At 70.8% G+C, this 13,787-nt stretch carries 13 protein-coding genes; 5 read left to right on the plus strand and 8 right to left on the minus strand.

Annotated elements, in window-relative coordinates; all coding sequences use genetic code 11:
- Window positions 1-73: 73 nt before the first annotated feature.
- Both ABT158_RS34045 and ABT158_RS34050 read left to right on the plus strand, forming a co-directional pair.
- On the plus strand, window positions 74-973 hold the full coding sequence (locus tag ABT158_RS34045; protein WP_352360557.1) for an SDR family oxidoreductase: 900 nt from the start codon (window positions 74-76) through the stop codon (window positions 971-973).
- Window position 974: 1 nt separating this feature from the next.
- Window positions 975-1,799, plus strand: coding sequence for a MaoC family dehydratase (locus ABT158_RS34050; RefSeq protein ID WP_352360559.1), 825 nt, complete (start codon window positions 975-977; stop codon window positions 1,797-1,799).
- On the opposite strand, the gene ABT158_RS34055 is transcribed toward ABT158_RS34050, so the two are convergent.
- Window positions 1,786-2,397, minus strand: coding sequence for a TetR/AcrR family transcriptional regulator (locus tag ABT158_RS34055; protein ID WP_352360561.1), 612 nt, complete (start codon window positions 2,395-2,397; stop codon window positions 1,786-1,788). The two genes, ABT158_RS34050 and ABT158_RS34055, sit on opposite strands and share 14 nt — an antisense overlap.
- 107 nt (window positions 2,398-2,504) lie before the next feature.
- Between ABT158_RS34055 and ABT158_RS34060 the strand changes: the two genes are divergently transcribed.
- Together ABT158_RS34060 and ABT158_RS34065 are read left to right on the plus strand one after the other, a co-directional pair.
- On the plus strand, window positions 2,505-3,659 hold the full coding sequence (locus ABT158_RS34060) for an acyl-CoA dehydrogenase family protein (RefSeq protein ID WP_352360563.1): 1,155 nt from the start codon (window positions 2,505-2,507) through the stop codon (window positions 3,657-3,659).
- Between the two features lie 3 nt (window positions 3,660-3,662).
- Complete coding sequence (locus ABT158_RS34065) at window positions 3,663-5,795, plus strand: acetate--CoA ligase family protein (RefSeq protein WP_352360565.1); 2,133 nt, start codon at window positions 3,663-3,665, stop codon at window positions 5,793-5,795.
- Between the two features lie 17 nt (window positions 5,796-5,812).
- Here ABT158_RS34065 and ABT158_RS34070 read toward each other — a convergent pair whose 3' ends face one another.
- The 5 genes from ABT158_RS34070 to ABT158_RS34090 all read right to left on the minus strand — a co-directional run bounded on the left by ABT158_RS34070 (window position 5,813) and on the right by ABT158_RS34090 (window position 8,971).
- The gene (locus ABT158_RS34070; protein ID WP_352360567.1) at window positions 5,813-6,292 is read right to left on the minus strand and encodes a hypothetical protein; all 480 of its coding nucleotides are present in this window, start codon (window positions 6,290-6,292) and stop codon (window positions 5,813-5,815) included.
- A 199-nt stretch (window positions 6,293-6,491) separates the two neighbouring features.
- The gene (locus ABT158_RS34075; protein WP_352360569.1) at window positions 6,492-6,743 is read right to left on the minus strand and encodes an SCO4226 family nickel-binding protein; all 252 of its coding nucleotides are present in this window, start codon (window positions 6,741-6,743) and stop codon (window positions 6,492-6,494) included.
- Window positions 6,744-6,857: 114 nt separating this feature from the next.
- Window positions 6,858-7,985, minus strand: a complete 1,128-nt coding sequence (locus ABT158_RS34080; RefSeq protein ID WP_352360571.1) for a thiolase C-terminal domain-containing protein — start codon at window positions 7,983-7,985, stop codon at window positions 6,858-6,860.
- Window positions 7,982-8,389, minus strand: a complete 408-nt coding sequence (locus ABT158_RS34085) for a Zn-ribbon domain-containing OB-fold protein (RefSeq protein WP_352360573.1) — start codon at window positions 8,387-8,389, stop codon at window positions 7,982-7,984. The genes ABT158_RS34080 and ABT158_RS34085 overlap by 4 nt, the downstream gene beginning before the upstream one ends.
- Window positions 8,390-8,458: 69 nt before the next feature.
- Window positions 8,459-8,971 carry a VOC family protein gene (locus ABT158_RS34090; protein ID WP_352360575.1) on the minus strand — a complete coding sequence of 171 codons (513 nt, stop codon included), beginning with the start codon at window positions 8,969-8,971 and terminating at the stop codon, window positions 8,459-8,461.
- A 168-nt stretch (window positions 8,972-9,139) separates the two neighbouring features.
- Here ABT158_RS34090 and ABT158_RS34095 point away from each other — a divergent pair, with 168 nt between their 5' ends.
- Window positions 9,140-10,456, plus strand: coding sequence for an MFS transporter (locus ABT158_RS34095; RefSeq protein WP_352360576.1), 1,317 nt, complete (start codon window positions 9,140-9,142; stop codon window positions 10,454-10,456).
- A gap of 344 nt (window positions 10,457-10,800) precedes the next feature.
- On the opposite strand, the gene ettA is transcribed toward ABT158_RS34095, so the two are convergent.
- Complete coding sequence (gene ettA / locus ABT158_RS34100; RefSeq protein ID WP_352360578.1) at window positions 10,801-12,465, minus strand: energy-dependent translational throttle protein EttA; 1,665 nt, start codon at window positions 12,463-12,465, stop codon at window positions 10,801-10,803.
- A 650-nt stretch (window positions 12,466-13,115) separates the two neighbouring features.
- On the minus strand, window positions 13,116-13,712 hold the full coding sequence (locus ABT158_RS34105) for a TetR/AcrR family transcriptional regulator (protein ID WP_352360580.1): 597 nt from the start codon (window positions 13,710-13,712) through the stop codon (window positions 13,116-13,118).
- Window positions 13,713-13,787: the final 75 nt, after the last annotated feature.

A 13,787-nucleotide genomic window follows, 5' to 3' on the forward strand; every position in this document is an offset into this window, starting at 1 on the left:
GGCCTGTCCTTTCTAGATTTTGATACTAGAATCCAGTTCAAGTCATCGGCCGGTCAAGGATCGAGGTGTCGGAATGAGCGGGATCGTCGAAGGTCGCGTGGTGATCGTCACGGGTGCGGCCAGGGGCATCGGGCGCGGGCACGCCCTGGAATTCGCCAGACAGGGCGCGAAGGTGGTGGTCAACGACCTGGGCGCGGAGGTGGACGGCACCGGCTCGTCCGGGGCCGCCGCCGAGGTGGTGGCCGAGATCGAGGCCATGGGCGGCCAGGCGATCGTCAACGGCGAGGACGTCTCCGACTTCGACGGCGCCGAGCGCCTGATCGGGGCGGCCGTCGAGCATTTCGGCGACCTGCACGTGCTGGTCAACAACGCCGGCATCCTGCGCGACCGCATGCTGGTCAACATGACCGCCGACGAGTGGGACGCGGTGATCAGGGTGCACCTGCGCGGCACGTTCGCGCCCCTGCGGCACGCCGCCGCCTACTGGCGGTCCAAGGCCAAGTCCGGCGAGCGGCTCGACGCCCGGATCATCAACACGACGTCGTCCTCCGGCATCTACGGCAACCCGGGCCAGGGGAACTACGGCGCGGCCAAGGCGGGCATCGCCGGGCTGACCGTGATCGCCGCCAGGGAGCTGGAGCGCTACGGCGTGACCGTCAACGCCATCGCCCCCGCCGCGCTCACCCGCATGACGGAGAACCTGATCCCGGCCGGGGCCACCGGCGCCGACCCCGACGACATCGCGCCGCTGGTGGTCTGGCTGGCCAGCGCCGAGGCGCGCGGCATCACCGGGCGGGTGTTCAACGTGCGCGGCGGCCTGATCAGCGTGGCCGAGGGCTGGCACGCCGGCCCCGGCGTGGACAAGGGCGGCCGCTGGGACCCGGCCGAGCTGGGCGCGGTCATCCCCGCCCTGGTGGACAAGGCCGCCCCCAACGCCCTGACCAACGGCCGCGTCCCCGGACGGGAGGACTGACATGCCGCTCGACCACTCGCTGATCGGCGTCGAGGGCCCGGCCCACGAGCGCACCTGGACCGCCGAGGACACCATGCTGTACGCGCTCGGCGTCGGCTCGGGCCTGGACGAGCTGGAGTTCGCCACCGAGAAGGGGCAGCGGGTGCTGCCGACGTTCGCGGTGCTGGCGGCGCAGTCGCCGGGGCGGCGGCTGGGCGACTACGACCCGGCCCTGCTGGTCCACGCCGAGCAGGGCTTCGAGCTGCACCGGGAGCTGCCGCCCGCGGGCGGCGTACGGACGACGTCGAAGGTGACCGGCATCTACGACAAGGGCTCGGGCGCGCTGGTGACCACCGAGGCCAGGGCCGTGGACCTGAAGACGGGCGAGCTGGTGATCGCCTCGCGCAGCTCGGTGTTCATCCGGGGCGAGGGCGGCTTCGGCGGCGACCGGGGGCCGCGCGACGAGTGGGCGGTCCCGGACCGGGCGCCCGACCACAAGGTGACCTACCCGACCCGGCCGGACCAGGCGCTGCTCTACCGGCTGTCCGGCGACCGCAACCCGCTGCACAGCGATCCGGAGTTCGCCGCCAGGGCCGGGTTCGACCGGCCGATCCTGCACGGCCTGTGCACGTACGGGGTGACCGGGCGGGCGTTGCTGCACACGCTCGCCGGTTCGGACCCGTCGCGGTTCAGGGCGATGTCGGGCCGGTTCAGCAGCCCGGTGTTCCCCGGCGAGCCGCTGACCGTCTCCATCTGGGCCGACGGCGACGACGTGCTGTTCCGCACCGCCAAGGACGACGGGACGGTGGTGATCGACCGCGGCCGGGCGACGATCAGTCGTCGCTGAGCCCCCTGAGGGGATCGAGGCGGTGGATGAGCTTCACCGCCGCCTCGATGATCTCCCTGGCCTCCTCCTCGGTGTCGGAGGTGGCCACCTCGCGGGCGGCCTCGCCGATGATGCTGGTCAGCACCGCGACCGTGAACCGGTCGAGGGGGTCTCCCCCGGCGCCGAGCAGGACGGCGTTCTGGCGCACCCACTCGCGCCCGCGGGTGCGGCGGATCAGCTCGAAGCCGGGCGGGCCGTCGCCGTCGATGAAGAGCCGGACCAGGTCGCGCCGGTCCCAGGCGCCGTCGAGGTAGGCGCGGGCCCCGGCGATCAGCAGCTCGACGGGGTCGCTGACGCCCTCCTTCTTGGCCTTGGCGACGCTGGCGGCCGACGCCTGCTCGTGGGCCGCCTGATGGTCCTCGTAGAGGGCGAGGAACAGCTCGGTCTTGCCGCCGAAGTGGTGGTAGAGGCTGCCGACGCTGGAGCCGGCGCGGGCCACGACCTCCGAGACGTTGGAGTCGGCGAAGCCGTGCTCGCTGAAGACCTCACGGGCCGCCTGCAACATGCTCTTGCGCGTCTGAGCCGTACGGCTCCACTCCCACGAGGACTTGCGTGCCATGCCAGGCATTCTATCCCGTCGAATTCTAGAATCTGATTCTTGACCAGGGCCGCGCGGGGGTTAGAATCGCGTACTAGAGACTGATTCTAGAAATTCAGGAGGCGGCCGTGGACTTCTCGCTCAGCCCGGAGGAACGGCAGATCCGCGACACCGTGCGTGCCTTCATCGAGAAAGAGATCATGCCGCTGGAGCCGGAGGTCCTGCGCAACGAGCGCGAAGGGCGTCCGGGGCTCGACCCCGAGGTCGTGCGCGACCTGCGCGCCAAGGCCAGGAAGTCGGGCTTCTGGGGCATCAACACCCCCGAGGAGTACGGCGGCGCGGCGCTCGGCCCGATCATGTCCGCGATCATCGCCATGGAGATGGGCCGCACGTTCGTGCCCTTCTCCTTCGGCGGCAGCGCCGACAACATCCTCTACGCCGGCACCGACGAGCAGAAGCAGCGCTACCTCGTCCCCACCATCGAGGGCGAACGGCGGTCCTGCTTCGCGATCACCGAGCCGGGCGCCGGCTCCGACGCCCGCAACATCCGCACCCGCGCCACCCGCGACGGCGCCGAGTGGGTGATCAACGGCGAGAAGACGTTCATCACCGGCGGCAGCGAGGCCGACTTCGTCATGGTGTTCGCGGTGGCCGAGGGCCACGGCGTGACGTGCTTCCTGGTCGACCGGGACATGGGCTGGAAGTCCGAGCCCATCCCGACCATGGGCGAGTGGGGACCGGCCGCGCTGGTGTTCCAGGACGTGCGGGTGCCCGAGGAGAACATCCTGGGCGAGCTCGGCAAGGGCTTCGAGCTTGCCATGCAGTGGATCGGGCAAGGACGGTACATGATCCCGGCCCGTGCCATCGGCTCCGCCGAGCGCATGCTCCAGATGGCCATCGACTACGCCAAGATCCGCAAGTCGATGGGCCGGACGATCTCGGAGTACCAGGCCATCCAGTGGATGATCGCCGACTCCCAGGTGGAGATCGAGGCGGCCAAGTGGCTCACCCTCCACGCGGCCTGGCAGGTGCAGCAGGGCATGGACGCCCGGCACGCCTCCTCCATCGCCAAGCTCAACGGCGCCGTGATGGCCAACCAGGTCGTGGACCGGGTGCTGCAGATCCACGGCGGCATGGGATACACCAAGGAGCTGCCGGTCGAGCGGTGGTACCGGGAGCTGCGCCTGCTGCGCATCTTCGAGGGCACCGACGAGATCCAGCGCCGCACGATCGCCCGCAACCTCATCAAGGGCCACGCCAGGCTCGGCCTGATCGGAGAGTAGTCCATGTCGGTCGAGGCACTGTTCAACCCGCGCTCGATCGCCCTGGTGGGGGCCACGGACAAGTCGGGCTGGTCGGTCAGCACGCTGCTGAACCTGCGCACCCACGGCTTCTCCGGGCCCGTCCACCTGGTCAACCCCAGGGGCGGGGTGGTGCACGGATCGCCGGCCTTCCGCAGCCTGGCCGAGATCCCCTCCCCCGTCGACCTGGCCTACGTCATGGTGCCGACGGCCGCCGTGCTCGGCGTGCTGAAGGAGGGCGCCAAGCTGGGCATCGGCTGTTACGTGATCCTCACGGCGGGGTTCGGGGAGGCCGGCGCGGAGGGCGCGCGGCTGGAGGCGGAGATCGCCGGGTTCGCCCGCGAGAACGGCCTGACGATCCTCGGGCCGAACGGCAACGGCTACATCAACGCCGCCGCCGACGTGACCCCGTACGGGCTGCCCGTCCCCGAGCCGCTGCTGCGCGGGTCGGTCGGCGTGGTGCTGCAGAGCGGCGCGCTGGCCAGCTCGGTGCTCGGCTTCGCCCAGGCCCGCAACGTCGGCATCAGCCTGCTGACCTCGATGGGCAACGAGTCGGTCGTCACGGTCACCGACGTCGTCGACTACCTCGTGGACGACCCGGCGACCCGGGTCATCGCCCTGTTCCTGGAGACGATCAGGAACCCGGCCGAGTTCTCCCGGGTCGCCCGCCGGGCACTGGTGGCGGGCAAGCCGATCGTCGCGCTCAAGATCGGCCGCAGCCGGCTCGCCTCGCACACCGCGCAGGCCCACACGGGCGCACTCGTGGGCGACGACGACGTCATCGACGCCGCCCTGCGCCAGCTCGGCGTGATCAGGGTGCGCTCGCTGGAGGACCTCATCATCACCTCAGGGCTGCTGGCCGCCACCGGCCCGCTGCCCGGCCGCCGGGTGGGCGTCGTCACCCCGTCCGGCGGCGCGTCCGAGATCATCGCGGACCGGGCCGAGGACGAGGGCCTGGAGCTGCCGCCCTTCGCCGCGGCCACGGTCGAGAAGCTGGCCGGGATCGTGCCGTCGTTCGGCACCGTGCAGAACCCGCTCGACGTCACCGGCTACGTCCTCGTCGACCGCACCCTGCTCGGCCGCGCCCTGGAGACGGTGACCGCCGATCCCGGCATCGACCTGGTCATGCTGCTGTCCGAACCGCCCAGGATCGCCCCTGCGGACCCCGCGCCCGTCCTGGCCATGTACCAGGCCAGCGCGCGGCGCATCGCCGAGTCGCCGGTGCCGGTCGTGGTGGTGAGCAACGTGCTGACCGACGTCACGGAGTTCGGCCGGCAGGTGCAGCGGGAGACCGGGTTCCCGTACGTCATGGGCGGGATCGAGCACGGCCTGACCGCGCTCGGCGCGGCGGTGCGCTGGTCGGAGGCCCACCGCAGGGCCCTGACCGGCGGCGGCCCGGCCGGGCGGGCGGCGGGCACCGGCGGATCCGGGAGCGTGTCCGGGGGCGCGCCCGAGGGGGCGCACGGCGTGTGGGCCGAGCACCGGGCCGCCGCCCTGCTCGCCGCCGCGGGGTTGCCTGTCGTGCCGTCCGAGACCGCGGCGGACGAGGCGGCGGCGGTGGCCGCGGCCGAACGGTTCGGCTACCCGGTGGTGCTCAAGGCCGCCGCCGAAGGGCTCGGGCACAAGAGCGACATCGGCGGGGTGCGGCTCGGGCTGTCCGGCCCGGAGGAGGTGCGGCAGGCGTACCGGGAGGTGGTGGCCGCGGCGCGGGCGCACGCCCCCGACGCGGGCGTCCTGGTCCAGCCGCAGCGCGGCGGCGGGATCGAGCTGCTGGCGGGCGTGGTGCGCGACCCGGCCTGGGGGCTCACCCTGGCGGTCGGGCTCGGCGGCGTCTGGGTGGAGGTGCTGCGGGACGCGGCCCTGCGCGTGCTGCCGGTGGACGCCGGCGAGGTCCGCCGGGCCCTGTCCGAGCTGCGCGGCGCGGCCCTGCTGGACGGCGCCAGAGGCACCGAGCCCGCCGACCTGGACGCGGTGGCCGACGTGGTGGCCGGGATCGCCGCGTTCGCCGAGAGCCTGGGCGACGGCCTGGAGTCCCTGGAGATCAACCCGCTCCTGGTCACCGGCTCCCGCGTCGAGGCCCTGGACGCGCTCATCACCTGGCGTCCGCCGCCCTCCTGACCTGTCCCCGCCCCTGCTCAGTGCTCAAGGCTCTTCAGCAGGATCATCACGGCTCCCAGGGCGCCCGAGCCCGCTCCGCAGAGCAGCCGGATCCAGAGCCGGTCGGTCTTGGGCGCCGCCGCGAAGAAGCCGAGCACGGTGAGCAGGACGACCGACACGCCGATCTCCAGGTACACCGACGCGTCCACGGACATCACGCCGGTCATCGCCACGCACAGGATCACCGTGAGCGGGACCAGCCCCCACAACATGCCCGTGGACCGCGTCACCGCGCCCCGCACCGCCTTGCGCACGTCCGGCGACCGGTCGCCGACGATCTCCGCGAACGCGTGCGCGATCCAGAACACGATGACCGTGCCGATCGCGGTCGCCAGCAGCTCGGCCGGGTCGGCGATCCAGTGCGAGAGCCCGGAGACGACGCCGGCCGTCAGGATGGTCCCGTAGACCGACTCGCCGTTGACGAACCGCCCCAGCCCGCGCGCGGCTCCCGTGCTCACCCGACGAATCTAGTACGGCCCCCGCGCGCATCCGGGCGCCCGACGCGCCCGCCCGCACGCTTTTTCGCACCCTCCCCCGCCTGGCGGTTTCTCGTGGGCTCGCGCGCCCGGGAGCTCGTGGCTCAGGGCGTCTCGGTGGCGGCCGCCCGCGTCCGCAGCAGCGCGGGCGGCCGTCACCGGTCCGGGGGCCGGGTCGTGGCTACTCGACCTCGACGGGCAGCTCGTAGACCTCCGTCGTGGGATGGCCGGCCTTCTCGTGCACCCGCATCACCGCCTCCTTCGACGGCCCCGAGGACAGGCAGAACACCTTGCCCGAGTCCGGATCGAGCCAGGCCCGCTCGAAGTGCACGCCTTCGGCCCCCTCGACCGCCAGGTCCCGTTCGTGGGCCTCGCGCAACTGCTCCTCGGTGACACCGACGAAACCACTGTGCACGTCCATGAACTTCGGCATCGCCGTCTCCTCTTCTCAGGAATCTTCCGCTTCCGATGGAGAGGCGTTCCGTTCCGTTCCATCCCGTTCCATCGGCCGTCCGGGCTCGCCTGCCCGGACGGCCGGGTGCGGAACCTAGGGCAACCGGGAGGCCAGGACGAGCGTGGCGGCGGAGGCGAACATGCCGCCGTTGCCCAGCACCACGCTCACCTCCACGTCCGGCACCTGGGCCGCGGCCTCGCCCCTGAGCTGCCGCACCGACTCCTGGATGGCGAACATGCCGTACATGCCGGTGTGCGTGTAGGACAGGCCGCCGCCGTTGGTGTTCATCGGCAGCCGGCCGCCGGGTGAGGTGTGCCCCTCGGCGATGAACGCCCCCGCCTCGCCCCGGCCGACGAAGCCCAGGTCCTCCAGACCGTAAATGGGCACGTGGGCGAAGGCGTCGTACACCATCAGGTGGTCGACGTCGTCGTGGGAGATCCCGGCCTCGGCGAAGGCGGCCCGGCCGGACAGGCGGAAGCCCTTGGAGGTGGTGAAGTCCTCCATCTGCGAGACCATCGGCGCGTCCATGGCCTCGCCGGAGCCGAGCAGGTACACCGGCGAGCGGCGCGACAGCTCCTCGGAGGTGACGACCAGCGCGCCGCCGCCGTCCGTCACCAGGCAGCATTCCAGCAGGTGAAAGGGGTAGGCGACGAGCTTGGACGCGAGCACGTCCTCGACCGTGATCAGGTCGCGGTACATGGCCCGCGGGTTCCGGGAGGCCCAGCGGCGCTGCGCGACCGCCACCTCGGCCAGCTGCTCGTGGGTGAGGCCGGTCTCCTTCATGTGGCGCAGCGCCGTGACGGTGAACGACGTCGGCGGCCCGACCACCCCGTACGGCAGCTCGAACTGCCCGAGCAGCGAGTCCGCGCCCAGCCCCCACCGCCCGGCGCCGACGCGCGAGCGCCCCGACTCGCCGTGTGTGATCAGCACGGTACGGCACAGCCCGGCCCGGATGGCGGCGGCGGCGTGCCGCACGTGGAACAGGAACGACGAGCCGCCCACGCCCGTGCCGTCGAGCCAGGAGGGCGTGATGCCGAGGGCGTGGGCGACCTGGATCGGGCCGGGCGTGCCGACCGTGGCGATGCCGTCGATGTCGTGTTTCGTCATGCCCGCGTCGGCGAGGGCGTTGCGCGCGGCCTCCAGGTGGAGCTGGAAGGTGGAGCGGTCCGGCAGGCGGCCGATCTCGTCGGTCTCGGCCGCCCCGGCGATCACGATGTTCATCGGGCGCCCTCCGCGGGCTCGAAGAGCGGCACGTGCACCTCGCCGCGCCGCTCGAACACCACCTTCAGCTCCATGTCCAACGGCAGGTTCTCGGGGGTGTTGGGCACGCCGACGATGTTGGTCATCATCCGCACGCCCTCCTCCAGCTCCACGACGGCGATGGCATAGGGCCCATCGGCCTCGAAACCGGGCGCGGGGCGATGGTTGATCACGTACGAGTACAGGGTCGCGCGGCCCGTCGCGCGCACCCACTCCACGTCGCCGCCGCCGCAGTGGGGGCAGCTCGGGCGGGGGTAGAAGTAGTGCCGCGCGCACGTCTGGCAGCGCTGGATCCTGAGCTCTCCCGCGGCCGTGCCGTCCCAGAACGGCTGGGTCTCGGGCGTTGGCTTCGGTGCCGGTTTCATGGGCCTCCCCACTCTAGTTCTAGAATTGCACTCTAGAGCTAGGTTCGGTTCCGGGGAAGCCTCGGCGGCTCAGGGGCTGGGGATGCCGTCGCCGTTGCGGCCGCGTCCCGCCAGCACCTCCTCCAGCGTCGGACGGGCCTCGTCCGGGTCACGGAACCCCGGGCAGGCGAGCTGGATGAGCACGCCGTGCGCCTCCTTGGGGTGCAGGAACACCTCCTGCCAGCGTGCGTCGGCCCTGTTGAGCCCGTGCAGCCGGTAGCCGCGCCCGGTGAGCCGGGCGACGGCCGCGTCCATGTCCCCCACGTGGAAGTTCAGATGATGGACGCCGCCCCGCCCCCGCGTCAGCTCGAAGAAGCTGTCGAAGAACGTGGACCCGGTCAGCGGCTCCATGAGCTCGACCTTGCTCCCGTTGGAGTAGGTGAGCTGCAGCGTGCGGTACCCGCTGATCCGGTTGTCCCCGCCGCCGCCCAGATGACGGCCGCCGAGCAGGTCGCGGTAGATCGGCAGCAGGTCCCTGATCCGGGGAGCGGCCACGGCCGTGTGGTCGAAGGTCACGTCGAGGCCGTCAAGTTCCAGGTCCACGCCCGGCTCCTTACTACGAACGAATCCTAGAATTTGATTCTAATCATCTGATACCGGGTACGCACTCTTGACGCCGGCCGATGTGAGGAGCAGCATCTCAGAAATGGATTCTAGAGCTAGCTTCTAGAACTCATGACGGGGGGCCTAGGCTCGACAGAAAGGCTTGTCATGAGGCTGTCCTACGTCCGCGAGCTCGACGAGTACCCGACCGGCGCCCGCCGGATGAAGATCCTCACCATGGCCGTCCTGGCCATCCTCATCGGCTCCTACGAAGGGCAGATCGCGCCCGTCGTACCCCTGCTGCTCAAAGACCTGAACATGTCCCTGGCCACGTACGGCGCGGTGTCGGGGGCGGCCGCGGTGGCCGGGGCCGTGGCCTCCATCCTGGGCGGACGGCTCACCGACCGGGTCGGCCGGGTCCGCCTGCTCATCCCGCTCATGGCCCTCACCGCCGTGTGCTGCTTCGCCATGACGCTCGTGCACAGCCCGCGCGACCTGCTGATCGCCCGCATCCTGCTGGCCTTCGTGGACGGCGTCGCCATGGCCTCCACCGCCCCGCTGATCCGCGACTTCTCGCCGCGGCTCGGACGGGCGCAGGCGTTCGGGTTCTGGACGTGGGGCCCGGTGGGCGCGAACTTCCTGGCCGCCGCCGTCGCCGGCTGGACGTTGCCGATCTTCGACGAGTCGTGGCGGTCGCAGTTCGTCATCATGGGCTGCTTCTCGCTGGTGATCTCGGCGGTCATCGCGTTCAACATCGCCGACCTGTCCCCCGAGCTCCGGGCCAGGATCCAGCACACCGAACGGGCCGCCGAGGAGGTCGTCGACCTGCGGCGCCCGCCCACCGTCCGGTCGTTGTTCGCCCGGCGCAACATCTGGGCCCACGTCGTCGGCATCTCGCTCTGGCTGGTCCTCTACATCACGCTGTCGCTGTTCGGCCAGACGATGCTGGTGGGCGCGCTCGGCATCAGCAGCGCGCAGGCGTCCACGATCATGGCCGCGTTCTGGAGCCTCAACCTGGTCACGCTGATCGTCACCGGCCGCCTGTCGGACCGCTTGCAACTGCGCAAGCCGTTCTCGCTCGCCGGGACGATCGCCGCGGTGCTGGTCACCGCCTACCTCGCCGTCGCGCTCGGCCAGGAAGGCGTCTCCACCGGCACGCTCATGGTGGTCGGCGCCCTGCTCGGCGGCTCACTCGGCGTCGCCTACGCCCCCTGGATGGCCAACTACTCCGAGGACGCCGAGGACGCCGACCCGCGCCTGCAGGGCACGGCCTGGGGGCTGTTCGGCTTCCTGAGCAAGGCGATCGCGGTGGTCGGGCTGCTGGTCATCCCGCACGTCGTGGCGGCCACGAGCTGGCAGACGTGGCTGTTCGTGGCGCTGGGCTGCCTCGTGCTGTTCGTCCCCGCGATCCTGCTGTTCAACGGTCCATGGCGACGCACCACCCCCACCCCCGTCCAGGTGGCGTTGACCGAGGCCGAAAGCTGACCCGTCCTTACCGAGGGCGAACCCTGAACCATCCCACCCAAGCCCGAACGCTGCCCCTCCCGACCGAGGTCGAACGCTGCCCTCCGACCGAGGTCGAACCATCCCGACCGAGCCACCCGAACCATCCCACCCGAGCCCGAACATTGACCCTCCCGACCGAGCCCGAACCACCCGCCCGGACCCGAGCGCCCTTCCCGACCGAGGCTGAACGCTGCACCGTCCTCACCGAGGCCGAACGCTGATCGGCCTTGCCGGAACACGCGAAAAGCGGCGCGCCCCTGGAGGGGCCCGCCGCTCGTCGCAGGAATGAGACGTTCGTCCCGGTGCCGGATGAGACGTGTCCGTCAGTCGCGGTGCAGCTTGCGGTACGTCACCCGGTGGGGACGGGCCGCGTCGGCGCCGAGACGCTCGATCTTGTTCTTCTCGTAGTCGGCGAAGTTGCCCTCGAACCAGAACCAGTTCGAGCCTTCCTCCCACGCGAGGATGTGGGTGGCGATGCGGTCGAGGAACCACCGGTCGTGCGAGGTGATCACGGCGCAGCCCGGGAAGTCGAGCAGCGCGTTCTCCAGCGACGACAGCGTCTCGGTGTCGAGGTCGTTGGTCGGCTCGTCGAGCAGCAGGACGTTGCCGCCCTGCTTGAGGGTGAGCGCCAGGTTGAGCCGGTTACGCTCGCCGCCCGACAGCACCCCCGCCTTCTTCTGCTGGTCGGGCCCCTTGAACCCGAACGCCGCGATGTAGGCCCGCGACGGCATCTCGACATTGCCGACCTTGATGTGGTCGAGCCCGTCGGAGACGACCTCCCAGACGTTCTTGCTCGGGTCGATGCCGCCCCGGCTCTGGTCGGCGTAGGAGATCTTCACGGTGTCGCCGATCGTGATCGACCCCGTGTCCGGCGTCTCCCCACCCGTGATCATGCGGAACAGCGTGGTCTTGCCGACGCCGTTGGGGCCGATGACACCGACGATGCCGTTACGCGGCAGGTCGAACGTCAGGCTCTCCATCAGCAGGCGGTCGCCGAAGCCCTTGGTGAGGTGGTCCGCCTTGATCACCGTGGTGCCCAGACGCGGGCCCGGCGGGATCTGGATCTCCTCGAAGTCCAGCTTGCGGAACTTGTCGGCCTCGGCGGCCATCTCCTCGTACCGCTGGAGACGGGCCTTGCTCTTGGTCTGGCGGGCCTTGGGGTTGGAGCGCACCCACTCCAGCTCGTCCTCCAGGCGCTTCTTGCGCTTGGCGTCCTTCTGGCCCTCGACCTTGAGGCGCTGGGCCTTCATGTCGAGGTAGGTGGAGTAGTTGCCCTCGTAGGGGTAGCAGCGACCGCGGTCGAGCTCCAGGATCCAGGTGGCCACGTTGTCCAGGAAGTACCGGTCGTGGGTGACGGCCAGCACCGTGCCGGCGTACTTCTCCAGGTGCGACTCCAGCCACTGCACGCTCTCGGCGTCGAGGTGGTTGGTGGGCTCGTCGAGCAGCAGCAGGTCGGGGGCCTCAAGCAGCAGCTTGCACAGCGCCACGCGGCGGCGCTCACCACCGGACAGCTTGCTCACCTCGGCGTCGGGCGGCGGGCAGCGCAGGGCGTCCATCGCCTGCTCCAGCTGGCTGTCGAGGTCCCACGCGTTGCGGTGCTCCAGCTGGTCCTGGAGCTTGCCCATCTCCTCCAGCAGCTCGTCGCTGTAGTCGGTGGCCATCTGCTCGGCGATCTGGTTGTAGCGCTCGAGCATCGCCATCGTCTCGGCGACACCCTCCTGCACGTTGCCCAGAACGGTCTTTTCCTCGTTGAGCGGCGGCTCCTGCTGGAGCATGCCGACCGTGAAGCCCGGCATCAGCTTGGCGTCGCCATTGGACGGCTGCTCCAGGCCGGCCATCATCCGGAGCAGCGTCGACTTCCCGGTGCCGTTCGGCCCCAGGACACCGATCTTGGCTCCGGGCAGGAACGACAGCGTGACGTCGTCAAGGACAACCTTGTCGCCGTGCGCCTTGCGCACGCGCTGCAGCGTGTAGATGTACTCCGGCATGCTCCCTAGCTTAGAGGCTGCACACGCAGGCTTCCGCCGCCCAGCCCCTTTCACCTCCGCCCGTCCCCGCTCCCTCCTGCACCCCCACCCCTCCAACCCCACCTCCCCCGAACGCCGTGACGTCCCGGCACCGCCCTCTTGCCGCCCTCACACGCTGAACCCCCGACGGCAGCCAGGCCCGCCTTGGGGACGAACGCTGTTCCCCCCAAACCTCAGCGGGACCGGGAGCCCCGCCGGTCCTCCTTGGCCCCTGGCCACGGCCTCCCTCGCCATGCCCTCCCGCACGCCCTCCTCTACCTCGGCCTTCTTCACCACGGCTTCCCAGGTCACGCCCTTGAGTCACGGCGCCCTCTGCGATGGTCCCCACGGCGGTCTCCGCGGTGGCGAGCATGGCGATGCCCGCGTGTCGCACCCCTTGACGCCAGGCGAACCCTTGACGCCCCCGTGAACCCTTGACGCCCACGTGCGCTGGAACGCCCATGACGTCCCAGTCCCTGGCCCGCCCCAGGGGCGTAATGGGCGGCTAACAGCACCGGCCTCAGCCGCCCGCGACCCCCGTCAGCCCCTCCCCGGCCCCCTGGTCAGGGCCTCCCTTGCCCCGACGCCCTTTGCCAGAGCCCCCTCCAGCACGGCCGCCTTCACCACGGTTCCTAGGTCGCGGCCCCCTGAGTCGCGGCTTGCGCGGTCGTCTCCGTGGGGGTGCCCGCCGTTGCGAGGAGGGCGGTGGCTGCGGCTCGTGCCCGTTGTGCCGGGTGGGTCGAGCGCTCACGTACCGCCGTGACGATGGCCCCGTCCACCAGCAGGACGAACAGGTGCGCCAGCTCGGCGGCATCGGCCCGGCCGTCGCGCTCGATCAATCCCGAGACGTACGCCCGCACGCGCTCCTTGTGCTCGGCCGCCACCCGATGTGCCGCACTGTCCGGATCCGCCGTCTCGATCATGGTGTTGATGAAGGCGCACCCACGGAAATCCGCCCGTGCGAACCGCTCGGCCAGGGCGTCGAACACGTCCAGCGGATGGCCGCCCAGAGCCTCCACGCGTTCGGCCAGCCAGGCCCGCCACCGCTCGTCCCGCCGTCGCAGTACGGCCACGACCAGGTCGTCCTTACTCGGGAAATGCCGGTAGAGGGAGGCACGGCCCACCCCCGAGACGCTCAGGATCCGCTCGACGCCCACCGCCCTGATCCCCTCCGCGTAGAAGAGGTCCTCGGCGGCGTCGAGCAGTCGTTCACGTGCACGTGTGGGCATACCGCCAAGCTATCCCGAGCTTCCCTGAAACGGAACCGTTCGGTATCGTCTTGCCCAGATGGAACTGATCAGTAC

The organism is Nonomuraea sp. NPDC001636 (assembly GCF_040298265.1).
Classification (GTDB): domain Bacteria; phylum Actinomycetota; class Actinomycetes; order Streptosporangiales; family Streptosporangiaceae; genus Nonomuraea.